This is a genomic window from Paracoccus zhouxuedongae, assembly GCF_041927815.1.
Lineage (GTDB): Bacteria > Pseudomonadota > Alphaproteobacteria > Rhodobacterales > Rhodobacteraceae > Paracoccus.
In genome coordinates this window covers 22,850-49,228 of sequence record NZ_JBHFHM010000010.1, presented here as the reverse complement: position 1 = coordinate 49,228, position 26,379 = coordinate 22,850, and the positions used below count along the sequence as shown (strand labels likewise).

Below are 26,379 nucleotides of genomic sequence, written 5' to 3'. Positions count from 1 at the left end.
CCGCCCGTCCGCCCCGTCCGCGCGAACCGGTCGCCCGGTCCCCGCATCACCGCGCCCTTACAGCGTGGCGAATTTCAGCAGCTTGATCGCCGCAAAGTCGCTGACATCGCCGCCCACGCGCTTGGTGGCATAGAACAGCACATGCGGCTTGGCGCTGAAGGGGTCACGCAGCACCCGCAGATCGGGGCGTTCGGCAATCGTATAGCCGTTGCGGAAATCGCCAAAGGCGATGGCCGTGGCGCCCTCGGCAATGTCGGGCATGTCCTCGGCGATCAGCACCGGATAGCCCATCAGCCGCGCGGGCTCACCCGCCTGCAACCCGTCGGTCCACAGGAAACGCCCATCGGCATCCTTCATCTTGCGCACCGCACCCGCGGTTTTCGAGTTCATGACGAAGCTCGCATTGGCGCGGTATTCGGCATTCAGCGCGTAAACCAGATCGACGATGGCATCGCTGGCATTGGTGCTGGCGAAATCGCCCGCCGCGCCGGTGGCGACATAGCCCAGCTTGCCCCAGGTCCATGACGCATTGGCCACCGCCGGATGCGCCAGGAAGCCCTTGGGCTTGTCGACGCCATCGCCGCGGATAAAGGCCGCCGCCTCAGCCCGGGCAAAGCGATCCGCGATCCGCCCCGCCAGCCAGCTTTCGATGTCGAATGCGGCGTCATCCAGCAGCCGCTGGCTGGCCTTCGGCATCGCCGACAGCTCATGCAAAGCGATGCTGATGCGGTCGATCTGCGGGCTGCCGGTCTCGGTCACCGCCGCCGTCTCGCTGGCCCAGCCCGAGCCCATCTCGGTGTGATCGACCAGCACGTCATAGCTGCTGGCCTCGACATTCACCACATTGGCGACCTGACGCAGGCTGGCCGTCGTCATCAAGACGCCACGCACGGTGTCGGCGGTGGCGGGGTCGACCAGGTAACCACCTTCGGCGGCGACCTGGCTGTTCAGGCCCTTGGCCTCGATCACCAGACCCCGCAGGCCATCGTCATCGCCCGACCGCAGATAGGCCGCCATCGCCTTCTGATGCGGGGCTTCGGTCTCGGCACTCGCGGCCAGGGCGGGGCGGGCGCGGGTCATCATCATCTTGCGGTCGATCAGGCTCATGCGTTCATCCTGCTGTTGAAAACGGGCATCCAGTTTGCCCTGAAAGGTCTTGAACTCGTTCAGAAAGTCACCGATGGCGGTGCGGGCGTCAGCCAGCCCCCCACCGATGTCGGAAAAGCTGCCGGCCTCGCTCATGGCCCTGTCCCCTTCTGTTGCATCGCCGCCGTCGCGGCCCTCATCATCCCGGCCAGCGCCATCAGCGCCGCCCCGGCATCCCCCGATTTCGCGGCGACGCGCGCCTCGGGCAGCATCGGGAAGGTCACCAGCGACACTTCCCAAAGGTCGATCTCGGCGAGCACGCGGCGGCCCTTGGCATCGCGTTCCGCCGCCACCGCGCGATAGCCGATCGACAGCCCGTCGATGGCCCCGGCCCGCAGCAGCGCCTCGGCCTCGCGGGCGCGGGCGACCTCGGGCAGCAGGCGACCCTTGACCCACAGGCCCTTGTCGTCCTCGCGGATCTCGTCCCAGACGCCGATGGGCGCGGTCGCGTCATGCTGCCACAGCATCTTCACGCGCCGCGTGCTGGCCGCCAGCCGCTTCAGACTGGCGCCGTAAGCACCGCGTGCCACGACATCGCCCCCCTGATCGGCAATCCCGAACAGGCTGGCATAGCCCTCGATCACCGCGCCGCCTGCGCCCGCCGCGCCCTCGCTCAGCGCGACCGGATGGCCGGGGCCGCTGAACTTCACCTCAAGTCCCAGTTCCGATACCTGCATGAACCCTCCTCAATGCGGCGCATAGTTCAGGATCGACTGCACGGCCTGGGTCAGGATCACGGCAACCACGCCGTAAACCGTCATCCACAGCCGCTTTTCCAATCCCTCGATCAGCGCCTCGATGCGCTCCAGCCGGCGGTCGACCTGCTGGAACTGCAACCCCATGATCCGCTCGACCGAGGCGAACCTCTGGTCGTGATAATCGAACGGCTCTTTCAGAAACCGCGACCCGCCGTCAGCCATGCCCGCCCACCTCCAGCGGCGGCAGGCCCAGCAGCGCGCGCTTTTCCGCATCGCTCAGGAAAGCGGCCTGTCCGATCCGCAGCCAGGCCGCGTCCCGCTCGCCCGCCAGCGCCGGCACCTGATCCAGATCGACCCGCAGATCGACCGCCTCGCCCAGATGGGCCGACAGCCAGTCGCCAATCGCCGCCAGCACACGGCTGGCCAGCGGCAGCACCGTCAGCCGGAAAAACGCGCGGTTGGCCTCCTGGTAATTGGCATAGGTCGCCTCGCCGGGGATGCCGATCAGCATCGGCGGCACGCCAAAGGCCAAGGCGATCTCGCGCGCGGCGGCCAGCTTGGTCTCGTGGAACTCCATATCAGCGGGGCTGAAGCCCATCGGCTTCCAGTCCAGCCCCCCCTCCAGCAGCATCGGCCGCCCGGCGTTGCGCGCGCCCTGGTGGTGCATCTCCATCTCGCTGACCAGCCGGTCATATTGATCGGCGCTCAGCGTGCCCTGCCCGTCGCTGCCCTGATAGACGATGGCACCCGAGGGCCGCGCGGCATTGTCCAGCAGCGCCTTTGACCAGGCGCTTGCGCTGTTGTGGACGTCCACCGCGGTCGCGGCGGCCTGCAACGGCGACAGCCCGTAATGGTCATCCTGCGGGTGAAAGGCCTTGATGTGGCAGATCGGATCGGCATCGCCGGTCATGTCGAAGCGGTGCTTGCGCCCTCCCACCGCATAGTCATAGGCCACCGGCCAGCCATCCGCGCCCGGCACGATCGACATCCGGTCCGACCGCAGCACATGCAGCTCGACCGGCAGGCCACCGCCGCCCACCGCCTCGACATAGCCGTTGCCGCTCAGCAGGATCTGGCCATACAAAGCCTCGAACAACTCGGCCCGGCCCTGGCCCGCATTCGGGCGCCGCAGCAGGTCGATCAGCGGATGCACCTCATAGCGCCGCACCCGGTCCTGGCACAGCACCGGCAGCGCCGCCGCCGATTCCGCGATCACCTTGACCGCGCGAAAGCCGACCGGATTGCCCATGAAGCCGGCCCGCGTCAGGCTGGCGGTGTCGCGCGGCGACCAGACCACGCGGCCCGACCCGGCCGCCAGCGCCACCACCCGGCCCGTGGCACTTGCCTTGGCCTCGGGCGGGCCAACCGGGGCCGCCGGCCTTTGGCTGCGGAAAAACTGAAACGCCATCCTCATCTCCTTGATTGGCGGGGCAACGACAAAGGCCGGGGTGTCACCTCCGGCCCTGCCCGCCCCTAACCTTGTGAACGCGCCTAAAGCGACCGCATCTGCGGGCGCCGGAACGCCTGCGACGGTTCCAGCATCAGCGCGCTGATCGCCCAGACCAGCGCGTCCAGCCGGTCGGGGCTGCCGCGCCCCTCGAACCCGCGGTTGGTCATGCGGCACATCTGATCCTCCAGCGCGCCCAGATCGGCGCGGCGCAGGTGATGCACGCGGCCCTGCTCATAAAGCGCCGCCACCGGCTCGGCGCGCACCGCCTTGCCCCGGCTGGCCCGCACCGCGCGAAACGGCACCAGGGGATCGACCTGCCGCAACACCTGCTCGACCAGATCGCCGCCTTGGTTGACCTCGGCCACGATCCGGTCGGCGCCATGCCGATCCGCCGCCGCAATCGCCGCCCGCGCCCATTCCGCCGGGCTGGCGCCCGTGACGGTCGCATCGGCGATGACATAGGCGCGCCAATCCTGCGGCGCGCCGCGCGTGACCGCGCCGACCACCACGATGCCGCATTCGTCCGACCCCGAATGCCCGGTCACCGCCGGATCGACCGCGACCACCACCCGGTCCAGCGCGGGCAGATCATCCACCCGGCACGCCTCCAGCCCCGCGGTCGCCCACAAGGCCCCTTCGGCATCCTCCAGCAACTGCCCCTCCAGTTCCTGTCGGCCCAACCGTGTGCCCGCATAACGCGCCTCGACCTCGGCCAGGAAGCTGTCGGCCAGATAGGCGCGGTTGGCCTCGGTCGGGGCATGGGTCACCACGGTCGAGGGGTTTTTCAGGATGGCCTTCAGCGTCGCCACATTGCGCGGCGTGGTGGTGATGACCTGCTGCGGATGCGCCCCCAGACGCAACGCGAATTGCAGCATGTCCCAGGTCTCCTCGGCCTTGCGCCATTTCGCCAGCTCATCGACCCAGGCCGCGTCGAATTGCGGGCCTCGCAGGGCCTCTGGCTCATGCGCGCTGTAGACCGTCGCGGTCGCGCCATTGGGCCAGACCAGCCGCCGGCGCGTCGCCTCCCACACCGGGCGGCGATCGGGGGGCGAGCAGGCCAGGATCCCGCTTTCGCCCATCACCATGACCTCGCGCGCCTGATCGAATGTCTCGCCAATCAGCGCCACCCGCTTGCAGCGCCCCGCATCCAGCGGCCCCGCGCCCTCCACCTGCGCGCGCACCCATTCCGCCCCGGCGCGCGTCTTGCCCGCACCGCGACCGCCCATGATGACCCAACTTTTCCAGTCGCCTTCGGGCGGCAACTGATGCGGCAAGGCCCAGAAGTCGAAAATCCACGGCAGCGACAGCAGCGCGTTTTCCGACAGCCCGCCCAGGAAATCGTCAATCTCCGCGGGCGTGGCGGAGACAAGCCAGGCGGCGCCCGATTTCATCGCGCGCGGCGCCCAGGTCAAGCTGGCCTCCCCCGACGGCTCCCGCCAGGTTGCGGCGAAGTTGTTCAACACGGCTTCGTTCATCCTGCAAACGCTCCAGCGCCTTGCGCGTCTCTGCGGCGGCATCGGATGCCTCTTTCGGGCGGATCGCATCGCCCGCCTCCAGCCGTCGCAGCAGTCGCGTCATTTCCGATGCGGCGGCACCGAACAGCGCCTCCGCCACTGTCAGACTGGGCACCTGCGGGCCTGCCGCCGGTGCGCCATCGGGCAAAAGGATCGCCTCCCCCGGCCCGTCCGTCATCGCCAGCCCCGGAACGCCCGGCACCGGCTCTGCCCCCTTCGGGTCAAATCTTGCATTCATTGACTGTGAACCCGCCTCTCATGCCTGTCCGCACGAGCTGAAATGAAAAAGCGGCCCTGGGGTCGTCCCCGGCCGCTTGCCCACTTCTCCTAGCATGTCACAAGGAATACATCAGACCGTGCGCAGGGTCAAGAAGTTTATGATTATCAAATGGTTAACGCCTTGCGCGCACGATCGCGCGAAATCGCAACACCATGGCAGCCGCCATGAAAAAGGGGCGCCCGCAGGCGCCCCCCAAGCTCGTGCCGCTGCCGATCAGCAGGAATAATACATCGCATATTCAATGGGATGCGGGGTATGCTCATAGGCATAGACCTCTTCCCATTTCAGCTTGATATAGGCCATCAACTGATCGCGGGTGAAGACATCGCCCGCCAGCAGGAAGTCCATGTCCTTCTCCAGCTCTTCCAGCGCCTCGCGCAGGGAACCGCAGACGGTCGGGATTTCGGCCAGTTCTTCGGGCGGCAGATCGTACAGATCCTTGTCGGACGCCGGGCCGGGGTCGATCTTGTTGCGAATCCCGTCCAGCCCCGCCATCAGCAGCGCGGCAAAGCACAGATAGGGGTTGGCCGACGGATCGGGGAAGCGGGCTTCCACGCGCTTGGCCTTGGGCGATTCGGTCCACGGAATACGGACGCAGCCCGACCGGTTGCGGGCCGAATAGGCGCGCAGCACCGGCGCCTCAAAGCCCGGAATCAGCCGCTTATAGCTGTTCGTGCTGGGGTTCGTCAGCGCGTTCAGCGCCTTGGCATGCTTCAGGATGCCGCCGATGAACCACAAAGCTTCCTGGCTCAGATCGGCATATTTGTCGCCTGCGAACAAGGGCTTGCCGCCCTTCCAGATCGACATGTTGACATGCATCCCCGACCCGTTGTCGCCCTTCATGGGCTTGGGCATGAACGTCACGCTCTTGCCATAGGCGGCGGCGACGTTGTGGATGACATATTTGTATTTCTGGATATTGTCGGCCTGTTCGACCAGCCCGCCGAAGATCATCCCCAGCTCGTGCTGGCAGGTGGCAACCTCGTGGTGGTGCTTGTCGACCTTGATGCCCATGCGCTTCATCGTCGACAGCATTTCGCCGCGCAGATCCTGCGCTTCGTCGATCGGGTTCACCGGGAAATAGCCGCCCTTGAAGCCCGCACGATGCGCCTGGTTGCCCATTTCATATTCGGTATCGGTGTTCCAGGCCGCCGCATGGGCGTCGATCTGATAGGCCACCTTTTGCGGGGTCACCGAATAGCGCACGTCGTCAAAGATGAAGAACTCGGCTTCCGGTCCGCAATAGAAGGCATCGCCAATGCCCGACGACTTCAGATAGGCCTCGGCCTTGACGGCGGTGCCGCGCGGATCGCGGGGATAGGGCTCGCCGGTGTCCGGCTCGACCACGTTGCAATGGATGCACAGGGTCTTTTCGGCATAGAACGGGTCGATATAGACGCTGGACGCATCGGGCATCAGTTTCATGTCCGACTGGTCGATCGACTTCCACCCGGCGATGGACGACCCATCGAACATGAAGCCTTCCTCGAACCAGTCCTCATCGACCAGATCGACGTCCAGCGTGACGTGTTGCAGCTTGCCCTTGGGATCGGTGAATCGGACGTCGACATAGGCGACCTCCTCATCCTTGATCAGCTTCAGGGCGTCTTTGACCTTGCTCATGTCATATGGCCTTTCGTTGGTATTCTGATGCGGGTGCGATCACACGGCGTCGTCGCCGGTTTCGCCGGTGCGGATGCGGATCGCCTGCTCGATGGGGCTGACAAAGATCTTGCCGTCCCCGATCTTTTCGGTGCGCGCGGCGGCGATGATCGCCTCGATCGCGGCTTCGACCTGATCGTCGGCCACGACCGCCTCAATCTTCACCTTGGGCAGGAAATCGACGACATATTCGGCACCGCGATACAGTTCGGTATGGCCCTTCTGGCGGCCAAAACCCTTGACCTCGATCACCGAAAGGCCCTGGATGCCCACCTCTTGCAGGGCCTCCTTCACCTCATCCAGCTTGAACGGCTTGATGATCGCTTCGATCTTTTTCATGCGCGGCCCTCCGGTTCTGCTGATCCCAATCAGCACTTCCGCGCCGCGGCGTCCATGCGTTAGGGTTGCGCTGCACGGCAGCGGGCGGCGTTCCCGGCGTGACTGCCTGAAAATTAGGCAAAGCGGCGCAAAAACCGGCAAAGGTGAATCGGATGACCTGGCACAACGAGATTCTGACCTGCGCCCAGATGCGCGCGGTGGAACAGGCCGCGATCGCCAAGGGCGCCGTCACCGGGCTGGAGCTGATGGAGCGCGCGGGCGCGGGTGTGGTGGGGGCCATTGAAACGAAATGGCCGCAGCTTTTCACGCCGCCCGAACGGGCCGACCTGCGCAGCCGCGCTGTGGTCCTGTGCGGTCCGGGCAACAATGGCGGCGATGGCTATGTGGTGGCGCGACTGCTGGCCAATCGCGGATGGGATGTTCAGGTTTACGCCCTTGGCGATCCCGCCCGCCTTCCTGCCGATGCGCGCACCAATCACGACCGCTGGCGCGCCATCGGACCGGTCACGCCGCTGATACCCGACCGGGCGTTCTTTCAATGCGACGTGCTTGTGGATGCGCTGTTCGGCACCGGCGGGCGCGGCATGTTGACGGGGCTTGACGGCCTGCTGATGGCGATCGAAGAGGCCGCAGGCAATATATTTTGCGGCCCGAACTCACCGGGGATCGATCATATCGTCGCGGTCGATGTGCCAAGCTGGCTGGATGCCGACACCGGGCAGGCCCGCAACGATTACTGCCCGGTCGTGTCCGATCTGACCGTGACGTTTCACACCGCCAAACCGGGGCATTATCTGGCCGAAGGCCCCGAGCTGTGCGGTGATCTGGCGGTGGTGGAACTGGGGTTGTTCAACGCACCCCTTGCCCAGCACCCCGATCCGTCACTGCGGCGTCCCATTTACCTGGCGACCGCAAACAGACACCGTCTGTCAAAGACCGAAGGCCACAAATACGATCACGGCCACGCGCTGATCCTGTCGGGCGGTCCAGGTCGCGGGGGCGCGGCGCGGATGGCGGCGCGGGCGGCCTTGCGCATCGGCGCCGGGCTGGTGACGCTGGCCTGCCCCGGTGCCGCGCTGACCGAAAACGCCGCGCGGCTGGATGCGGTGATGTTGCGCGAGGTGGACACCGCCGACACCCTGGCCGCGCTGCTGGACGACCGCCGCATCACCGCGCTTGCCCTTGGCCCCGGCCTTGGGCTGGACCGCGCCCGCGATCTGCTGCCGATCGCCTTGGCCGCGCGCCGCGCGACGGTTCTGGATGCCGATGCGCTGACCGCCTTTGCCGATGCCCCCGACCGGCTGTTTGCCGCGCTGCACCCCGATTGCGTGCTGACGCCCCATGCGGGCGAATTCGCGCGGCTGTTCCCCGATCTCAACCTGTGCGACAGCCTTGCCGCGACCCGCGCGGCCGCCGCCCGCGCGGGCTGCACCGTGCTGCTGAAAGGCCCCGCGACGATCATCGCCGCGCCCGATGGCGCGACGCAGATCAATGCCGCCGTCTATGCCGACGCCGCCCCCTGGCTGGCCACCGCCGGATCGGGCGACGTGCTCGCCGGGATCATCACTGGCCTGCTGGCCCGGGGCTGTCCGGTGTCAGAGGCCGCAGCCCAAGGCGCCTGGATGCACGCCGCCGCCGCCCGCGCCTTCGGCCCCGGCCTGATCGCCGAAGACCTGCCCGACCAGATCCCGGCGGTCCTGCGCGCCCTTGGGCTTTAGGGCGCATTTTGCCACTCGCATCGCCCCCGCAACCTTGCTAGAACGGCGCGGATTTGGCGTCCCCCGGCCCGGGGGGTGTCTTTGAACATGCGGGTGTGGCGAAATTGGCAGACGCACCAGATTTAGGTTCTGGCGCCGCAAGGCGTGGGGGTTCAAGTCCCTCCACCCGCACCACGATGAATGAAAAGGAAACGCCCATGCAGGTCACCGAGACCCTGAACGAAGGCCTCAAACGCGGCTACAAGATCACCCTGCCCGCCGCCGAACTGGACGCGCAGGTCACCGCCAAGCTGAACGAGATCCAGCCCGAGGTCGAGATCAAGGGCTTCCGCAAGGGCAAGGTGCCGATGGCCATGCTGCGCAAGCAGTTCGGTCAGCGCGTCCTGGGCGATGCGATGCAGGAAGCCATCGACACCGCGTTGCAGGGCCATTTCGAAAAGACCGGCGACCGCCCGGCGATGCAGCCCAAGGTCGAAATGGACGGCGGCGAAACCTGGAAAGAGGGCGACGACCTGATCGTCAACGTCTCTTATGAAGCCCTGCCCGCGATCCCCGATTTCGACGCCGCCAGCCTGAAACTGGAACGCCTGGTCGTCGAACCCGAGGAAACCGCCGTGACCGAGGCGCTGGACCGCCTGGCTGAAGGCGCGAAAACCTTTGAGGCCAAGAAGAAAGGCACCAAGGCCAAGTCCGGCGATCAGGTCGTGATCGACTTCATCGGCCGCATCGACGGCGAAGCCTTTGAAGGCGGCGCAGGCGAAGGCTATCCGCTGGAACTGGGTTCGGGCAGCTTCATCCCCGGCTTTGAAGACCAGCTGATCGGCGCGAAGGCCGGCGACAAGGTTGACGTGACCGTCAGCTTCCCCGCCGAATATGGCGCGCAGCATCTGGCCGGCAAGGAAGCCGTGTTCGAATGCACCGTGCATGAGGTCAAGGCCCCCGCCAAGGCCGAGCTGAACGACGATCTGGCCAAGCGTTTCGGCGCCGAGGATCTGGACGGGCTGAAGGCCCAGGTCAAGGACCGCATCGGCGCCGAATACAAGGGTGCGGCCCGCGCCGTGCTGAAGCGCGCGCTGCTGGATGAGCTGGACAAGGCCGTCAGCTTCGACCTGCCCCCCAGCCTGGTCGAGGCCGAAGCCCATCAGATCGCCCATTCGCTGTGGCATGAGGAACACCCCGAGGTTCACGACCACAACCACGGCAACATCGAAACCACCGATGAGCACAAGAAACTGGCCGAACGCCGCGTGCGTCTGGGCCTGCTTCTGGCCGATATCGGCACCAAGGCCGATGTCGCCGTGACCGATGCGGAAATGACCCAGGCGGTGATGATGCAGGCCCGCCAATATCCGGGCCAGGAACGCCAGTTCTTTGAATTCGTTCAGAAGAACCCGCAGATGCAGCAGCAGCTTCGGGCGCCGATCTACGAAGACAAGGTGGTGGATCACATCCTGGGCCTGGCAAAGGTCAGCGACAAGTCGGTCTCCAAGGACGATCTGGAAAAAGCCATCGAGGCTTTGGACGAAATGTGATCACCGGCCAGTCCGGCTGATCGAAAGGCCGCCCTTCGGGGCGGCCTTTTTCGTCTTAGACCAACGGGGCGGTCAGCGCCGCGACCTCGGCGCCCCCAAGCCGCCTGCGCAGCGAAAGCCGTGGCAGCGATGACCGCAACGGGCCTCGATCAAGGCCAGCCACGCGTCCCAGCGCCGACCGACCGCGCCCCCATGACCGGCCTGCGCTCTCTGCCGGATCCCGCCGATCGACGCGATGGTTCGGGGCCGGATGGTGACGCCCGATCTGTTCGACATGGCCGGAACATGTCGCGGCAACGGCGTCACCCGGGCGTCGCCGGCAGCCGCCAGTTGACGCTGCCCGCCTGACCCGGCGCAGCAAAAAAGGCGGGACAACCGCCCCGCCCTTTCTTTCTTGACCAAATACGCTGGGGGTCCGGGGGCAAAGCCCCCGGCTTCTCCTCAGGCCTTGCCCTTGTAGATATCGACCAGCTTGCCCAGCATCGCCAGCGCATCCTCGCGCGAGCGTTGGAAGCTGTTGCGGCCGATGATCGACCCGTTGCCGCCGCCATCGCGGATGGCGCGCGCGTCGTCATACACGGCATCGGCGCCCTTGGCCGCCCCGCCCGAGAACACGATCAGGCGACGGCCGTTGAAACTGGCCTGCACGCAATGCTTCACCCGCGCGGTCAGGTCGGAAATATCAATCTTTTCCTTGTCATAGACCTTCTTCGCCTCACCCTGCATCAGGTGGTCGGTCGACAGCTTGATCTTGATGATATGCGCGCCCAAAAGCGCCGCGATATGGGCGGCATAGGCGCCCACGTCGATCGCCGTTTCGCCATCCTTGGTCACAGCCTCGCCGCGCGGATAGGACCAGATCACGGTCGCCACGCCCTTGCTGGCGGCCTCGCGGCGCATCTCGACGATTTCCTCGAACATGTCCAGCGCCATGTCGGAACCGGGATAGATGGTGAAGCCGATGGCCGCGCAGCCCAGACGCAGCGCATCATCGACCGAGGCGGTCACCGCCTGGTTCTTGCCCGCCGTGTCCGACATCAGGCTGTTGGCGCTGTTGACCTTCAGAATCGTCGGGATCTGCCCGGCGAAGGTGTCGGCGCCCGCCTCCAGCGGACCCAGCGGCGCGGCATAGGCCGACAGGCCCGCGTCGATCGCCAGCTGGTAATGATAATGCGGATCATAGCCCGCGGCGTTCGGGCCAAAGCTGCGCGCCGGGCCATGTTCAAAGCCCTGATCCACCGGCAGGATGATCATCTTGCCGGTGCCGCCCAGCTTGCCCTCCATCAGCATCCGGCACAGGTTGGCCTTCACGCCGGGGGTTTCACCCTCGTAATTGGCAAGGATTTTCTGAACGATCTTCGACGCGCGCATGGGCTGCCCTCCGACATAAGAATGATAGGGGCGGTTTAGCCGCAGCGCAGCGCGCCGACAACATTGGTGTCGCTAACGGTCGCGTTTTCGCCACAGCCAGCCGGTCACGCGGGCCACGATGGTCTTTGGCCCCAGATGTGTGGCCCAGACGGTCAGGCGGTTGCGCCAGCCGGGGATCAGCACCGCCCGGCCCGCCATCATCGCCGCCCATCCGGCCCGCGCCACCGCATCGGCCCCGACTACCGGATGCAGCGCCAAAAGCCGCACCGCGCCAACGCCCGCGCGGTCAAAGAAACGGGTGCGCATCGGGCCGGGGCACAAAGCCGTCACGCTGACGCCGCTGCCGCGCAATTCGTCGCGCAAGGCATGGCTTAGCGACAGCACATAGGCTTTTGACGCATGATAGCTGGCCAGCCCCGGCGCCGGACCCCAGGCCGCGATCGAGGCCACCGTCATGATCCGCCCCGCCCCCTGCGCGCGCATCACCCCCGCCGCCAGCCCCACCAGCCGGGTCAGCGCGGTGATGTTGACGCCGATCACCTCGGCCTCGCGCGGCCAGCCGCCGCCCTGATCGTCACCGATCATCCCCGACCGGCCAAGCCCCGCATTGGCGATCACCGCCGCCAGCGGGCGACAGCCTGCTGCCGCCTGCCACAGATCGTCGGTGCCGCCGGGATCGGCCAGGTCCACCTCATGCGTGGCCACCACCACGCCCGCCTCCGCCGACAAAACCGCGCCGGTCGCAGCGATGCCGCTGCCGGGGCGATCCGACAGCATCAGCCGGTGGCCAGCCTGCGCCGCCACCCGCGCCAGTTCCAGCCCAAGGCCGGAGCCGGCGCCGGTGATCAGCACCCAGCCGCGATCAGCGGTCATCCATCAGCACCGCGACGCCGGGCAGCTCCTTGCCCTCCATCCATTCCAGGAACGCCCCCCCGGCGGTCGAGATATAGCTGAAGCGCGCCGCAGCCCCCGCCTTGTTCAGCGCCGCCACCGTGTCGCCGCCACCGGCAACCGAGATCAGGCTGCCCTCGGCGGTCAGTTCCGCGGCCTTTTCCGCCGCCGCATTGGTCGCGGCGTCAAAGGGCGCGATTTCAAAGGCGCCCAGCGGGCCGTTCCAGATCAGCGTGCGGCAGGTCTCGAACACCCGCGCGATGGAGGCGACGGTCTGGGGGCCAGCATCAAGGATCATCGCGTCGGCCGGGCAGGCATCGGCGGGCACCACCTCATGCGCGGCACCGGCCTTGAACTCGCGCGCCACCACCACGTCGATGGGCAGATGGATCGTGCAGCCCGCGGCCTCGGCCTTGCCCAGGATCTCGCGCGCGGTATCGGCCATGTCGCGTTCGGCCAGCGATTTGCCGACGTCGATCCCCTGCGCCACCAGGAAGGTGTTGGCCATGCCGCCGCCGATCACCAGATGATCGACCTTGGCCACCAGATTGCCCAGAAGATCCAGCTTGGTCGAGACCTTGGCCCCGCCGACCACGGCGCAGACCGGACGTTCGGGCTGGCCAAGGGCTGCCTCCAGCGCCTTCAACTCGGCCGCCATCAGCCGACCGGCCGCGGCGGGCAGCACCCGCGCCAGCCCCTCGGTCGAGGCATGTGCCCGGTGCGCCGCCGAAAAGGCGTCGTTCACATAGATCTCACCCAGGGCAGCCAGACTGGCGGCCAGCATCTCGTCGTTCTTTTCCTCGCCCTTGTGGAAACGGGTGTTTTCCAGCAGCACGACATCACCCGGCTTCATATCCATCACCGCGCGCTTGGCGGGGGCGCCGATGCAATCCTCGGCAAAGGTCACGCTTTGCCCCAGGGCGCTTTCCAGGGCGGGCAGGATCGGGCGCAGGCTGTATTCGGGGTTCGCCTCGCCCTTGGGGCGACCGAAATGCGCCATCAGCACCGGCTTGCCGCCCTTGGCCTGAATGTCCTTGATCGTCGGCACGATCTTGTCGATGCGGGTGGTGTCGGTGACCTGGCCGCCCTCGACCGGCACGTTCAAATCCACCCGGACCAGCACCACCTTGCCGTCCATGTCCATGTCGTCGATCGTCTTCCAGGCCATCGGGCACTCCTGTCAAAATGTTGTGCCCTTTTGACTCCAGGATCACCGGCCCGTCAACGCTGCGGAAGTCGCAGATCGGCGGGTTTTCTGCCGCATCGCCCGACAGGGGGTTTTCCTTCGCCCCGCCAGCCCCTACCTTGGCCCCAAACCAAGCGAGGACCAGATGGCCGAAATCAAAGACCCCGAAAACACCATCATCCTGACCCTGAAGGATGGCGATGTGGTGATCGAACTCATGTCGGATGTGGCACCGCTGCACAGCGCGCGCATGAAGGAACTGGCGCGGCGCGGCGATTACGACAACGTGGCCTTTCACCGCGTGATCAACGATTTCATGGCGCAGACCGGCGATGTCGAACATGCGAACATGGAAAAGGACTATAACCCCCGTCGCGCCGGGACCGGCGGGTCGGACCTGCCCGACCTGAAGGCCGAGTTCTCGCGCATTCCGCATTCGCGCGGCACCCTGGGCGCGGCGCGGTCGCAGAACCCGAACTCGGCCAACAGCCAGTTCTTCATCAACTTCAAGGACAATGACTTCCTGAACGGCCAGTATACCGTTTACGGCCGCGTCATCGAAGGCATGGAACATGTCGACAAGATCGCCCGCGGCGAGCCGCCGGCCAATCCCGATCGCATCATCAAGATGAAGGTGGCAGCCGATGTTCAATAAATCCCTGATGGCGGCGGCGGTGGCCGCAATGATCGCGGGCCCGGCCTTGGCGCAGCCCGCCGATGGCCCCGGCCCGAATGTCGTGATCGAGGTGGCAGGCGCCGATGGCGCGGCCAAGGGCAAGGTCGTCATCGACCTGGCCAGTGACAGCGCGCCGAACCACGCCGCGCGCATCGTCGAGCTGGCCAAGGGCGGCGCCTATGATGGCGTCGTCTTTCACCGCGTGATCGACGGTTTCATGGCGCAGACCGGCGACGTGCAATATGGCAAGAAGGACGGCAATACCGCGATGGCCGGCATGGGCGGGTCCGACCTGCCCGATCTGAAGGCCGAGTTCTCGAACCGCAGCTTCGCGCGCGGCATCGTCGGCATGGCGCGGTCGGCCGACCCGGATTCGGCCAACAGCCAGTTCTTCATCATGTTCGCCCCCGCCCCGCATCTGGACGGCCAATACACCGTCGTCGGTCATGTGCTTGAAGGGATGGAGGTGATCGACGCCGTTAAAAAGGGTGATGCCGCCGCCAATGGCAGCGTCGAGGCCCCCGACTACATGGCCAAGGTCACGGTCGCGGACTAAGCGCCGCTTGCGTATTTGGACAAGGAAGAAGGGGGCCTTGCGCCCCCTTTTTCATCTGCGGTGCTGCTGCGGCGGTCGTCAGATCCCCGCCACAAGCGCCGCCAGGGCGATCAGCGCCGGGATTGCCTGCACATAAAGGATACGGCGGCTGACGGTTGCCGCACCGTAAAGCCCGGCCAGTCCCACGCAGATCAGGAAGAAGGCCACGACATCGCGGCCCCCCTGCCCCTGCCACAGGCCCCAGATCAGACCGGCGGCCAGAAAGCCGTTGTAAAGCCCCTGATTGGCCGCCATCACCCGCGTCCGTTCCGCCAGACCCGCGTCAATCCCGAAGGCCGCGCGGGTGCGGGGATGGGTCCAGCGGAACATCTCAAGCCACAGGATATAGATGTGCAGCGCGGCGATCAGCGCGGCCAGGGTGGCGGCGACCACCTCAGGCCGCCTTCAGCCGGTCCTCGACCATGCCGACATACCAGCTTGACCCGAACGGGATCGCGGCATCGTCGAAATTATAGGCCGGGTGATGGACATGGGCCGTGTCGCCGTTGCCGACAAAGATATAGGCGCCGGGGCGTTCGTTCAGCATGTAGCTGAAATCCTCGCCGCCCATCAGCGGCTGCATGGTCAGATCGACCTGCCCGCCCGACACCTGATCGGCCACCGCCGCCGCCCATTCGGTCGCCTGCGGATCGTTCATCGTCACCGGATAGCCGCGTTCGTAAACGACATCGGCGCGCCCGCCCATCATCGCGGCGGTGCCGGTGGCGATCTCGGTCACGCGGGCCTCCAGCAGGTCGCGCACCTCGGGGGCGAGCGACCGGCAGGTGCCGCGCAGAACCACGGTCTGCGGGATCACGTTGTGCGATTCGCTTTCCGGCCGGAACGTGCAGACCGAGATCACGCCGTTCTTCAGAGGGTCCAGGTTGCGCGCGACAACCGATTGGAACGACACGACAATCTGACTGGCGATCAGGATCGGGTCGATGCAGTCATGGGGTTTTGCCGCATGGCCGCCCTTGCCGGTGATGGTGATGGTGAACTGGTCCGCGGCCGCCATCATCGCGCCGGGGCGGATGGCGAAGCTGCCGACCGGGATGCCGGGCATGTTGTGCATGCCGTAGACCTCATCAATGGCGAAACGGTCGATCAGGCCGTCCTCGACCATGACGCGACCGCCGCCGCCGCCCTCCTCGGCGGGCTGGAAGATGACCACGGCGGTGCCATCGAAATTGCGCGTCTCGGCCAGGTATTTCGCCGCGCCCAGCAGCATCGCGGTATGGCCGTCATGGCCGCAGGCATGCATCTTGCCCGGCGTTTTCGAGGCGTAATCCAGCCCGGTCGCCTCATGAATGGGCAGCGCGTCCATATCGGCGCGCAGGCCGATGGTGCGGCCGCTGGTGTTGGTGCGGCCGCGGATCACGCCGACGACGCCGGTGCGGCCCAGCCCCGTCACCACCTCGTCGCAGCCGAAGGATTTCAGCAGTTCCTCGACCCGACCCGCGGTGCGGTGGACGTCGAACAGCAATTCGGGATGTTCGTGAAAATCGCGCCGCCAGGCGGTGATTTCGGGCAGAAGTTCGGCAAAGCGGTTCTTGACGGGCATGATCTACCTTTGGTTAGCGGGCGCGGGCGGCCGATCGGGGCCGCGTGCGACGGATGGGTGACAGCCTAGGGGCAAAGCCCGCGCCCCGGCAAGGGCGGGCCGGGGACACCGACATTTCGCCAATGCCGCCCGGCTTTCCCCCGCCAGATCGCCCGATCGCATCGTCATTCTGCCCGTGCCCACGCACTTGTGTTGTGGGGCGAATCCGCTAACCTGCCGCAAAGATCGCGCCCCACCGGCACACCGCAGGCAGCGCGAACAAGAAAAGACACGTCCAACCGGGGGGTTAATCGCATGGATGATGGGCCGACGCCCGTCCTGTCCGTTCAGGGCCTGAAGACGGTTTTCCACACCCGCGGCGGCGAAGTTCACGCCGTCAATGATGTCAGCTTTGACCTTGGTCCCGGCGAATTGCTGGGGGTGGTGGGCGAATCGGGGTCGGGCAAATCGGTCACGATGATGTCGCTGATCCGCATCCTGCCCGAACCCCCGGCCGAGATCCGCGAGGGCGCGGTGATGTTCCAGGGCCTGAACCTGCGCACCGCCACGCCCGCGCAACTGCGCGCCATCCGAGGCCCCGGGGTGGGCTTCATCTTTCAGGATCCGATGACCAGCCTGAACCCGGTCTTTACCGTGGGTTATCAGCTACGCGAACCGCTGATGAAGCACATGGGCATGGGCAAGAAACAGGCCAATGCCCGCGCCCGCGAATTGCTGGAACTGGTCGGCATTCCCGATGCCGAACGCCGACTGAAGGATTACCCACACCAGTTTTCCGGCGGGATGCGGCAGCGGGTGATGATCGCTATCGCGCTTGCCTGCGACCCCAAGGTGCTGATCGCGGATGAGCCGACCACGGCGCTGGACGTGACGATCCAGGCGCAGATTCTGGAACTGGTCAAGGAACTGCGGCACAAGCTGGGCATGGCGATCATCTGGATCACGCATGATCTGGGCGTGATCGCGGGCATCGCCGACCGGGTGATGGTGATGTATGGCGGCCAGGTGGTCGAGATCGGCCCGGTGCGCGATCTGTTCCACATGCCGCGCCATCCCTATACGCGGGCACTGCTGAAGACCGTGCCCTCGGTTCGCGGTGAACGCGCGGCCAAGCTGAATGTCATTCAGGGCCAGCCGCCGATCCTGTCGGGCGCGCCGCGCGCCTGCCCTTTCCGCGACCGCTGCGAATACCGCTTTGCCGCCTGCGACCTGGCCAATCCGGGGCTGGTCACGGTCGGGCCTGCGCATCGCGCCGCCTGCTGGTGGGATTTCGACACCGACAGTCCGCGTGCGGATGCGCCCACAGCCGACATGCCCACAGCCGAGGTGGCCCATGCTTGACCAAGGCAACCGCGACAGCCGCCGCCCGCTGGTCGATGTGCGCGGGCTGAAGATGTATTTCCCGATCACCGCCGGGGTGTTCCGGCGCAAGGTCGGTGATGTGAAGGCGGTCGATGACGTCTCATTCTCCATCTATCAGGGCGAGACATTGGGCCTGGTCGGTGAATCCGGCTGTGGCAAGTCGACCACCGGTCGCGCCATCCTGCGGCTTTACGAACCCACCGCCGGATCGGTGGAAATCGACGGCACCGACATCCTGGCCGCCCGCCCCGGCCCGCTGCGGCAGTTGCGCACCAGGATGCAGATGGTGTTTCAGGATCCGCAGGCCAGCCTGAACCCGCGCATGACCGTGGCCGAGATCATCGGCGAACCTTTGGCCGAACATACCGATCTGGACCGCAGCGCCCGGCTGGCGCGCGTGCTGGAACTGATGGATCAGGTCGGGCTGAACCGCCGCTTTGCCAACCGCTATCCGCATGAGTTTTCGGGCGGCCAGCGTCAGCGCATCGGCATCGCGCGCGCCCTGGCGCTGAACCCGCGCTTCATCGTCTGCGACGAGCCGATCGCGGCGCTGGATGTCTCGATTCAGGCGCAGGTGGTCAACCTGCTTGAGGAGTTGCAGGATCGGCTGGGGCTGACCTATCTGTTCATCAGCCACGATCTGTCGATGGTGCGCCATATCGCCGACCGCGTGGCGGTGATGTATCTGGGCAAGATCGTCGAACTGGCGCCGCGCGACGGGCTTTATGGCGCGCCGCTGCATCCCTATACCGTGGCGCTGCTCTCGGCCGTGCCCGAACCCGACCCCGATACCGAGGCGACGCGTCGCCACATCATCCTGCAAGGCGACGTGCCCAGCCCCGCGAACCCGCCCAGGGGCTGCAACTTCTGCACCCGCTGCCCGCGCGTCATGGACATCTGCAAAAGCGTCGAGCCAGAGTTCCTTGAGGTCGCGCCGGGCCGCTTTGTCGCCTGCCATCTGCATTCACAACCGACCGCGGGCGAAACCGCGGCACCCCACCCCACCCATCAACCGGGAGCCTGAGATGAAACTGAAAACCGCCCTTCTGGGGGCCGCCGCCACGCTGGCCTTCGCGCCCGCCGCTTTCGCCGAACGCGGCAGCGATGGCGAAGTGCGCATCCTGTATTCGCAAGCCGTCTCGACGATGAACGCCTATCTGTCCTCGGGCACCAAGGATGTCGAGGTCGGCAGCCTGGTTCTGGAACCGCTGGCCGGTTTCGACGAAAAGGGCAATGTGATCCCGCGTCTGGTCAGTGAAATCCCGTCGCGCGAAAATGGCGGCATTTCCGAGGATCTGAAAACGATCACCTGGAAGATCACCCCCGGCCTGAAATGGTCGGATGGCAGCGATTTCACCGCCGATGATGTGGTGTTCACCGCGCAATACTGCATGGACCCGGCCGGTGGCTGCGCCCAGCTTGCGCGCTATGAAGGCGTCGACAAGGTCGAAGCCGTCGATCCGCTGACCGTCAAGGTGACGTTCAAGGATCCGAAACCCAACCCGTTCATGGCCTTTGTCGGCGCCACCTCGCCGATCCTGCAAAAGGCGCAATTCGCCAATTGCCTGGGGGCTGCGGCGTCGACCTGCACCGATCAGAACTTCAAGCCGATCGGCACCGGTCCGTTCATGGTGACCGAGTTCCGCACCAATGACACGGTGCAGCTGGCCGCCAACCCGAACTATCGCGACCCGGCGAAACCGGCCTTTGCCACGGCGCTTGTCAAGGGCGGCGGCGATGCGGCGGGGGCTGCGCGCGCGGTGATGGAAACGGGCGAGTTCGATTATGCCTGGAACACCCAGATCAGCCCCGAGATTCAAGAGCAGATGAAAGCCGGCGGCAAGGGCCAGTTCGTCACCGCCTTCGGCACGCTGGTCGAACGGATCGAGATGAACATGACCGATCCCGACCCGGCCCTGCCCGAGGGCGAGCGCTCGACCACCAAGCATCCGCACCCGATCCTGTCGGATTTCAAGGTACGCAAGGCGCTGTCGATGGCCATTGACCGTCAGACGCTGGTCGATGTCGGCTATGGCGTCGCCGGTCGCGCGACCTGCAACCTGGTCCCCGCGCCCGAGATGTTCGCATCCGACAACACCGACTGCCTGAAGCAGGACATGGAAGGCGCCAAGGCGCTGCTGGAGGAAGCCGGCTGGACCGTGGGCGCCGATGGCATCCGCGAAAAGGACGGCCGCAAGCTGAAGCTGCTCTATCAGACCTCGGTCAACGCCGTTCGTCAGGACTTCCAGGCGGTCATCAAGCAGTGGTGGAACGAACTGGGCGTCGAGGTCGAGCTGAAGTCGGTCGACGGCGGCGTGTTCTTTGGCGGTGACGCGGGTTCGCCCGACACCTTCCAGAAGTTCTATGCCGATGTCGAAATGTATGCCAACAACTTTGACGGCACCGACCCGGAACCTTATCTGGCGCAATACACCTGCGACAAGGCGCCCGGCCCCGAAAGCCAGTGGCAGGGCGAGAACGTGAACCGTTTCTGCGACCCGGCCTATGACGCCATGGTCAAGGAACTGGGCGTTACCGCCGACATGGCCAAGCGCGGCGAGATCGCCAAAAAGCTGAACGACATGCTGACCAAGGACTCAATGACCGTCGTGCCGCTGGTCGACCGTGGCCGTCTGTCGGCGCATTCCAACACCCTGGGCGGCGTCGTGCTGAACACCTGGGACAGCGAGCTGTGGAACGCTTCGGACTGGTTCCGGGTGAAGTGATCCGAACCGGGGCCGCCTGTCGCGGGCGGCCCCATCCTTTTCATTGATTTTATGCCCCGAGGTTGCCATGACCCTTTCCGCCCGCCCCTCCGCCCCGATCCGCCGCCTGGTGCTGGGCGCTGCCGGGATGCTGATGTGCAGCGGCGCGGCCTGGGCCGAACGTGGCAGCGACGGCGATCTGCGCATCCTTTACTGGCAGGCGCCGACCACGCTGAACCCCTATATCTCGACCGCGAACAAGGATGTGGATGCGGCCTCGCTGGTGCTTGAACCGCTGGCGGGCATTGCCGATGACGGCAGCCTGTATCCGCGTCTGGCCGAGCAGATCCCGACGCTGGAAAACGGCGGCATCGCCCCCGATTTCACCGCGATCACCTGGAAGCTGAAGCCCGGCATCCTGTGGTCTGACGGCAGCCCGCTGACGGCGAGCGATGTGGTCTTTACCGCCGATTACTGCATGGCCGAGGGGTTCGGCTGCGCCTCTGCCGCGCGTTTTGCGGGCATCAAGGAGGTTCAGGCGCTGGACGACCTGACCGTCAAGATCACCTTTGAGGCCCCGAAATACGCGCCGTATCAAGCCTTTGTCGGATCGCGCGTGCCGGTGATCCAGGCCGCGCAATTCGCGGATTGTGTGGGCGCGGCGGGGGTCAGTTGTTCGACGCAGAACTTTGGTCCGCTAGGCACCGGTCCCTTTGTGGTGGACGCGTTCCGCCCCAATGATGTGGTCACGCTGTCGGCCAATGCGCAATACCGCGACGCGGCCAAGCCCGCCTTTGCCAAGGTCACGCTGAAAGGCGGCGGCGATCCCACCGGGGCCGCGCGTGCCGTGCTGGAGACCGGCGAATATGACTTTGCCTGGAACCTGCAAATCGCCCCCGAAGTGCTGGCCCAGATGGAGGCCGCGGGCAAGGGCAAGACCCTGGTCAGCATGGGCACCTGGGTCGAGCGGATCGAGCTGAACCAGACCGACCCCTCGGCCAGCCTGCCCGAGGGCGAGCGGTCCACCCTGGCCCATCCGCATCCGTTCCTGACCGATCCGGCGGTGCGTCAGGCGCTGTCGATGGCGATCGACCGCCAGATCCTGACCGAGATCGGCTATGGCGCGGCGGGCCGTGCGACCTGCAACATCGTGCCCACGCCCGAGGCTTATGTCTCGGCCGACAACACCGCCTGCCTGACGCAGGATGTCGAGGGCGCGAAAAAGCTGCTGGATCAGGCGGGCTGGCTGCCCGGCCCCGACGGCATCCGCGTCAAGGATGGGATGCGGCTGAAGCTGCTGTTCCAGGCCTCGGTCAACTCGGTCCGGCAGGATTTCCAGGCGCTGATCAAGCAATGGTGGGCCGATATCGGCGTCGAGACCGAGCTGAAGCAGATCGACGGATCGGTGTTCTTCGGCGGCGATCCGGGTTCGCCCGACACGATGCAAAAGCTGTATGCGGACGCGCATATGTATGCCAACAGCTTTGACAATCCCGATCCCGAAGCCTTCATGTCGAACCTGACCTGCGCGCGCATTCCGACGCCTGCGACGCAATGGGCGGGCAACAATTTCGCGCGCTATTGCGACCCGGCCTATGACGCCAAGGTCGATCAGTTGCGCCAGACCGCCGATCCCGCCACCCGTCAGGCGCTGGTCAAGGATCTGAACCTGATGGCCACGCGCGACAGCAATGTGATCCTGCCGTTGGTGCATCGCGGCATGGTCGCCGCCCATGCCAATAGCCTTGCGGGCGTCTTGCCGAATGCCTGGGAAAGCAACCTGTGGAACATCCAGGATTGGAGCCGCGCGAAGTGACCCGTAACCCGTTGCCCATCGGACCCCTGCCATGCTGACCTTTGTGCTGCGCCGCCTGCTGCTGGCGATCCCGACGCTGCTGTTCATCTCGCTGGTGATCTTCCTGTTGCTGGAACTGTCGCCGGGCGATCCGTTGGGCGACGTCCCGCTGACCGTCCCGCCCGAGGTGAAAGAGCGGATGCGCCAGGCGCTTGGCCTGGGCGATCCCTGGTATGTGCGCTATGTGCTGTGGCTGCGCCAGTTCTTCTGGGTGGAACCCCTGAACGGCATCGATGCGATCTTCGGCACCACCTATGCCGAGGGGATGCAGCGCATCATCAGCTTCCAGACCCGCGCGCCGGTGTTCCAGACCATCGCCGAGCGCCTGCCCCAGACCATGACTGTGGTGGGCTTTTCCTATCTTCTGGGCATCGCCATCGCGCTGCCGATCGGCATCTATTCGGCCTATCGGCAGTATAGCTGGTTCGACCAGTTGGGGACGTTCATCTCGATGGTCGGGTTTTCGCTGCCGACCTTCTTCACCGGGGTGCTGTTGATCGTCATCTTCTCGGTCAAGCTGCAATGGTTCCCGTCGATCTACGACACCACGCTGAAGGTCACCGACTGGGCCAGTTTCACCAAGCAGGTCAAGCAGATGGTGCTGCCGGTCACGGTGCTGGCGCTGTATAACGCGGCGATCATCAGCCGCTATATGCGCGCGTCCATGCTGGACAATCTGGGCCAGGATTACGTCCGCACCGCCCGCGCCAAGGGCATGACCGAAAAGGTGGTGGTGCTCAAGCACGTGCTGCGCAACAGCCTGATCCCGGTGGTGACGGTGCTGGCCCTGGGCGTGCCCGCGATCTTTGGCGGCGCGATCATCACCGAACAGGTGTTCAAGGTGAATGGCCTGGGCCAACTGCTGATCCTGGCGATCCATGGCAATGACCTGCCGATGGTGCTGACGCTGACCTTCATCTTTGCCATCCTGATCGTCGTTTTCACCCTGATCGCCGACATCCTGTATGGCGTGCTTGACCCGCGGATCCGTTATGACTGATCGCTTTTCCCCCCGTTTCGATCCGCTGCCCGAGGCTTTGGCGAATGCCCCCGTCCCCGAGGCCGCCCAGCCCGTCAGCGCCGCCAATCTGGCCGGGCCGCGCAGCCCCTGGGCCGATGTCTGGGATCAGTTCACCCGCCACCGGGGCGCGATGATCGCGCTTGTGGTGTTCGTGGCAATCATCCTGTTCGTGCTGATCGGCCCGCGGATCTGGACGGTCGATCCGACCTATGTCGACATTCTGGGCCGCAACAAGGGCTTCACCGCCAAGCATCCCTTGGGCACCGATCAGTTGGGCCGCGACATGCTGGCGCGGCTGATGGTCGGCGGGCGCGTCTCGCTGGCGGTGGGCATCACCGCCATGGCCATCGCCATCACCTTTGGCGCGATGGTCGGCGTCATGGCCGGGTTCTTCCGCCGCCTTGACGGGCCGCTGATGCGGCTGACCGAACTGTTCCTGGCGCTGCCGCTGCTGCCGCTTCTCTTGCTGATGGTCACGCTGTTCCGCGAACCCTTGTCGCGCAGCTTCGGCCCCGGCCTGGGGGTGTTTCTGCTGATCGTCACCGCCATCGGGCTGACCTCGTGGATGCAGACCGCCCGCGTCGTGCGCGGCGAGGTGCTGGCCATCAAGGAACGCGAATTCGTGCTTGCCGCCCGGTCGATCGGCACCCCTTCGCGCCGGTTGATCCTGCGCCATATCCTGCCCAACGTCATGTCGCCGATCATGGTCTCGGCCACGCTGGGCATCGCCAGTGCGATCATCACCGAAAGCGCGCTGTCGTTCCTGGGCCTCGGCTTTCCGCCGGATTTCCCGACATGGGGGCGCATCCTTTACGACGCGGTGGACCAGATCCAGCTTTACCCCTGGCGGGTGATCCTGCCCGGCATCGCCATCTCGCTGACGGTGCTGTCGGTGAACTATATCGGCGACGGGCTGCGCGATGCGCTGGACCCGCGCATCCGGGGGCGCTAAGTCAGGCGCATGACAGCGCCTGACATCCTGTGCATCGGATCCGTCCTGTGGGACATCATCGGCCGCGCGCCCGTGCATATGCGGGCGGGCGCGGATGTGCCGGGGCGCATCACCCGGCTGCCGGGCGGCGTGGCGATGAACATCGCCATGACGCTGGCCCGGTTCGGGCTGCATCCGGCGGTGCTGTCGGCGGTCGGCCGCGACAGCCAGGGCAATGACCTGATCGCCGCCTGCGCGCCGTTGGGCGTCATCAGCGACTATGTCTATCGCAGCGACGACCTGCCGACCGACCGTTACATGGCGGTCGAGGGCGCCAATGGCCTGATCGCCGCGATTGCCGATGCCCATTCGCTTGAGGCGGCAGGCGCCAAGATCCTGCGCCCGCTGGCCGATGGCCGGCTGGGGTCGGCGGATGCGCCCTATCCCGGGCCGGTGGCGCTGGATGGCAACCTGACCGAGCAATTGCTGGCCGAGATCGCCACCTCACCCCTGTTCGCTGCCGCCGATCTGCGCGTGGCCCCCGCCAGCCCCGGCAAGGCCGAACGGCTGCTGGCGCTGATGACCCATCCGCGGGTGACCCTGTATGTGAACCTCGAGGAGGCTGGGCTTTTGTGCCAGACCACGTTCGAGGACGCGCCGACCGCCGCATCCGCATTGGTGGCGCGCGGCGCGCGGCGCGCACTGGTCACCGCAGGTGGCGCAACCGCCGCCGATGCCAGCCCGGATGGGCTGCTGACCGCCACTCCGCCTGCCGTCATGGTCACCCGCGTGACCGGGGCGGGCGATACCTTCATGGCCGCGCATGTCGTGGCCGAAATCCGCGGCGCAGGCCGCGAAACCGCGCTGGCCCGTGCGCTTGAGGCCGCGGCGCGCTATGTCTCGGGGGCTGCTGCCACATGAACCTTCCCATCGCCTTTTCATCCGAAGTCGCGACCGCCCTGGCCGAGGGCCGCCCGCTTGTCGTGCTGGAATCGACGATCATCACCCACGGGATGCCCTTTCCCGGCAATCTGGACATGGCGCGGTCAGTCGAGCAGACCATCCGTCAGGCCGGCGCAACCCCGGCCACCATCGCGGTGATCGGCGGCCAGATCCGCATCGGGCTTGAGGCGGGCGACCTGGACTGGCTGGCCCGTCAGACGGGGGCGCGCAAACTGTCGCGCGCCGATCTGGCGGCCTGCCTGGTGACCGGCGAAACCGGCGCGACGACGGTGGCCGCGACGATGATCTGCGCCCATCTGGCGGGGATCAAGGTCTTTGCCACCGGCGGCATCGGCGGCGTTCACAAGGGCGCGGAGACGAGCTTCGACATCTCTGCCGATCTTGAGGAACTGGCCCAGACCCCGGTGACGGTGGTCGCCGCGGGGGCCAAGGCGATCCTCGATCTGCCGAAAACCCTTGAGGTGCTGGAAACCCGTGGCGTTCCTGTGATCGCTTATGGCCAGGACGATTTCCCGGCCTTCTGGTCGCGCAGCTCGGGCCTGGCCGCGCCGATGCGCATGGACGACCCCGCCCAGATCGCGAGCGCCCATCTGATGCGCGCCCGCATCGGCCTGCCCGGCGGACAACTGGTCGCCAATCCGATCCCTGCCGCCGACGAAATCGCCGCCGAGACGCTGGCCCCCGTCATCGCGCAAGCCGTGTCCGAGGCCGAGGCGCAGGGCATCGGCGGCAAAGCCGTCACGCCGTTCCTTCTGTCGCGGATCTTCGATCTGACCGAAGGTGCCAGCCTGCGCGCCAATATCGCGCTGGTGCTGAACAACGCCCGCCTGGCCGCGCAAATCGCCGCCGCGCTGGTGGCGGCCGCACGGCTGTGAGTATTTGGGCAAAGAGGAAGCGCATATTTCCTCTTTGCCCCAAAT

Annotated in this window: 25 protein-coding genes and 1 tRNA gene; 13 read left to right on the top strand and 13 right to left on the bottom strand. The window is 66.1% G+C overall.

The features are described 5' to 3' along the window. Positions 1–57: 57 nt before the first annotated feature. From ACEYYA_RS12205 to ACEYYA_RS12170, 8 genes are all read right to left on the bottom strand, one after another. A complete protein-coding gene (locus ACEYYA_RS12205) occupies positions 58–1,242 on the bottom strand; it encodes a phage major capsid protein (protein WP_374801015.1) in 1,185 nt (394 codons plus the stop codon). Continuing rightward, positions 1,239–1,823 carry an HK97 family phage prohead protease gene (locus ACEYYA_RS12200; RefSeq protein WP_374801013.1) on the bottom strand — a complete coding sequence of 195 codons (585 nt, stop codon included), beginning with the start codon at positions 1,821–1,823 and terminating at the stop codon, positions 1,239–1,241. The genes ACEYYA_RS12205 and ACEYYA_RS12200 overlap by 4 nt, the downstream gene beginning before the upstream one ends. Before the next feature lie 9 nt (positions 1,824–1,832). After that, entirely contained in the window at positions 1,833–2,066 is a 234-nt protein-coding gene (locus ACEYYA_RS12195) for a GTA head formation protein, RCAP_rcc01685 family (protein ID WP_374801011.1), read from the bottom strand. Then, a complete protein-coding gene (locus tag ACEYYA_RS12190) occupies positions 2,059–3,252 on the bottom strand; it encodes a phage portal protein (protein ID WP_374801009.1) in 1,194 nt (397 codons plus the stop codon). Before ACEYYA_RS12190 ends, ACEYYA_RS12195 begins: the two co-directional genes overlap by 8 nt. Before the next feature lie 83 nt (positions 3,253–3,335). Further along, positions 3,336–4,685 (bottom strand): DNA-packaging protein, encoded by a 1,350-nt coding sequence (locus tag ACEYYA_RS12185; RefSeq protein ID WP_374801104.1) that lies wholly within the window; start codon positions 4,683–4,685, stop codon positions 3,336–3,338. Then, complete coding sequence (locus ACEYYA_RS12180) at positions 4,636–5,010, bottom strand: permease (protein WP_374801007.1); 375 nt, start codon at positions 5,008–5,010, stop codon at positions 4,636–4,638. Before ACEYYA_RS12180 ends, ACEYYA_RS12185 begins: the two co-directional genes overlap by 50 nt. Before the next feature lie 291 nt (positions 5,011–5,301). Beyond that, positions 5,302–6,711, bottom strand: a complete 1,410-nt coding sequence (glnA, locus tag ACEYYA_RS12175) for a type I glutamate--ammonia ligase (RefSeq protein WP_374801005.1) — start codon at positions 6,709–6,711, stop codon at positions 5,302–5,304. A gap of 39 nt (positions 6,712–6,750) precedes the next feature. Then, positions 6,751–7,089, bottom strand: coding sequence for a P-II family nitrogen regulator (locus ACEYYA_RS12170; protein ID WP_374801003.1), 339 nt, complete (start codon positions 7,087–7,089; stop codon positions 6,751–6,753). A gap of 152 nt (positions 7,090–7,241) precedes the next feature. Here ACEYYA_RS12170 and ACEYYA_RS12165 point away from each other — a divergent pair, with 152 nt between their 5' ends. The 3 genes from ACEYYA_RS12165 to tig all read left to right on the top strand — a co-directional run bounded on the left by ACEYYA_RS12165 (position 7,242) and on the right by tig (position 10,339). After that, positions 7,242–8,807: an NAD(P)H-hydrate dehydratase gene (locus ACEYYA_RS12165; protein ID WP_374801001.1), complete on the top strand. Its 1,566-nt coding sequence runs from the start codon at positions 7,242–7,244 to the stop codon at positions 8,805–8,807. Between the two features lie 89 nt (positions 8,808–8,896). Further along, positions 8,897–8,981 (top strand) — tRNA-Leu (locus tag ACEYYA_RS12160). 23 nt (positions 8,982–9,004) lie between these two features. Further along, positions 9,005–10,339 carry a trigger factor gene (tig, locus tag ACEYYA_RS12155; RefSeq protein ID WP_374800999.1) on the top strand — a complete coding sequence of 445 codons (1,335 nt, stop codon included), beginning with the start codon at positions 9,005–9,007 and terminating at the stop codon, positions 10,337–10,339. Positions 10,340–10,780: 441 nt separating this feature from the next. On the opposite strand, the gene ACEYYA_RS12150 is transcribed toward tig, so the two are convergent. The 3 genes from ACEYYA_RS12150 to ACEYYA_RS12140 all read right to left on the bottom strand — a co-directional run bounded on the left by ACEYYA_RS12150 (position 10,781) and on the right by ACEYYA_RS12140 (position 13,769). Further along, positions 10,781–11,710: a class I fructose-bisphosphate aldolase gene (locus tag ACEYYA_RS12150; protein WP_374800997.1), complete on the bottom strand. Its 930-nt coding sequence runs from the start codon at positions 11,708–11,710 to the stop codon at positions 10,781–10,783. Between the two features lie 72 nt (positions 11,711–11,782). After that, positions 11,783–12,583, bottom strand: coding sequence for an SDR family NAD(P)-dependent oxidoreductase (locus tag ACEYYA_RS12145; protein WP_374800995.1), 801 nt, complete (start codon positions 12,581–12,583; stop codon positions 11,783–11,785). Further along, complete coding sequence (locus ACEYYA_RS12140) at positions 12,573–13,769, bottom strand: phosphoglycerate kinase (protein WP_374800993.1); 1,197 nt, start codon at positions 13,767–13,769, stop codon at positions 12,573–12,575. The genes ACEYYA_RS12145 and ACEYYA_RS12140 overlap by 11 nt, the downstream gene beginning before the upstream one ends. 163 nt (positions 13,770–13,932) lie before the next feature. Between ACEYYA_RS12140 and ACEYYA_RS12135 the strand changes: the two genes are divergently transcribed. Both ACEYYA_RS12135 and ACEYYA_RS12130 read left to right on the top strand, forming a co-directional pair. After that, positions 13,933–14,442: a peptidylprolyl isomerase gene (locus ACEYYA_RS12135; RefSeq protein WP_374800991.1), complete on the top strand. Its 510-nt coding sequence runs from the start codon at positions 13,933–13,935 to the stop codon at positions 14,440–14,442. Continuing rightward, positions 14,432–15,019, top strand: a complete 588-nt coding sequence (locus ACEYYA_RS12130) for a peptidylprolyl isomerase (RefSeq protein ID WP_374800989.1) — start codon at positions 14,432–14,434, stop codon at positions 15,017–15,019. Before ACEYYA_RS12135 ends, ACEYYA_RS12130 begins: the two co-directional genes overlap by 11 nt. Positions 15,020–15,097: 78 nt before the next feature. Here ACEYYA_RS12130 and ACEYYA_RS12125 read toward each other — a convergent pair whose 3' ends face one another. Together ACEYYA_RS12125 and ACEYYA_RS12120 are read right to left on the bottom strand one after the other, a co-directional pair. Further along, complete coding sequence (locus ACEYYA_RS12125; protein WP_374800987.1) at positions 15,098–15,451, bottom strand: DUF1304 domain-containing protein; 354 nt, start codon at positions 15,449–15,451, stop codon at positions 15,098–15,100. Position 15,452: 1 nt separating this feature from the next. After that, complete coding sequence (locus ACEYYA_RS12120) at positions 15,453–16,622, bottom strand: M20 aminoacylase family protein (RefSeq protein WP_374800985.1); 1,170 nt, start codon at positions 16,620–16,622, stop codon at positions 15,453–15,455. A 294-nt stretch (positions 16,623–16,916) separates the two neighbouring features. Between ACEYYA_RS12120 and ACEYYA_RS12115 the strand changes: the two genes are divergently transcribed. From ACEYYA_RS12115 to ACEYYA_RS12080, 8 genes are all read left to right on the top strand, one after another. Next, positions 16,917–17,963 carry an ABC transporter ATP-binding protein gene (locus tag ACEYYA_RS12115; RefSeq protein ID WP_374800983.1) on the top strand — a complete coding sequence of 349 codons (1,047 nt, stop codon included), beginning with the start codon at positions 16,917–16,919 and terminating at the stop codon, positions 17,961–17,963. After that, positions 17,956–19,008, top strand: coding sequence for an ABC transporter ATP-binding protein (locus ACEYYA_RS12110; protein WP_374800981.1), 1,053 nt, complete (start codon positions 17,956–17,958; stop codon positions 19,006–19,008). The genes ACEYYA_RS12115 and ACEYYA_RS12110 overlap by 8 nt, the downstream gene beginning before the upstream one ends. A 1-nt stretch (position 19,009) precedes the next feature. Beyond that, the gene (locus ACEYYA_RS12105) at positions 19,010–20,710 is read left to right on the top strand and encodes a peptide ABC transporter substrate-binding protein (protein ID WP_374800979.1); all 1,701 of its coding nucleotides are present in this window, start codon (positions 19,010–19,012) and stop codon (positions 20,708–20,710) included. A gap of 67 nt (positions 20,711–20,777) precedes the next feature. Then, positions 20,778–22,505 (top strand): peptide ABC transporter substrate-binding protein, encoded by a 1,728-nt coding sequence (locus ACEYYA_RS12100; RefSeq protein WP_374800977.1) that lies wholly within the window; start codon positions 20,778–20,780, stop codon positions 22,503–22,505. Between the two features lie 31 nt (positions 22,506–22,536). Next, positions 22,537–23,544, top strand: a complete 1,008-nt coding sequence (locus ACEYYA_RS12095) for an ABC transporter permease (protein WP_374800975.1) — start codon at positions 22,537–22,539, stop codon at positions 23,542–23,544. Continuing rightward, positions 23,537–24,517 (top strand): ABC transporter permease, encoded by a 981-nt coding sequence (locus ACEYYA_RS12090; protein WP_374800973.1) that lies wholly within the window; start codon positions 23,537–23,539, stop codon positions 24,515–24,517. Before ACEYYA_RS12095 ends, ACEYYA_RS12090 begins: the two co-directional genes overlap by 8 nt. A 9-nt stretch (positions 24,518–24,526) precedes the next feature. Then, complete coding sequence (locus ACEYYA_RS12085; protein ID WP_374800971.1) at positions 24,527–25,417, top strand: PfkB family carbohydrate kinase; 891 nt, start codon at positions 24,527–24,529, stop codon at positions 25,415–25,417. After that, positions 25,414–26,334 carry a pseudouridine-5'-phosphate glycosidase gene (locus ACEYYA_RS12080; RefSeq protein WP_374800969.1) on the top strand — a complete coding sequence of 307 codons (921 nt, stop codon included), beginning with the start codon at positions 25,414–25,416 and terminating at the stop codon, positions 26,332–26,334. The genes ACEYYA_RS12085 and ACEYYA_RS12080 overlap by 4 nt, the downstream gene beginning before the upstream one ends. Positions 26,335–26,379 lie beyond the last annotated feature (45 nt).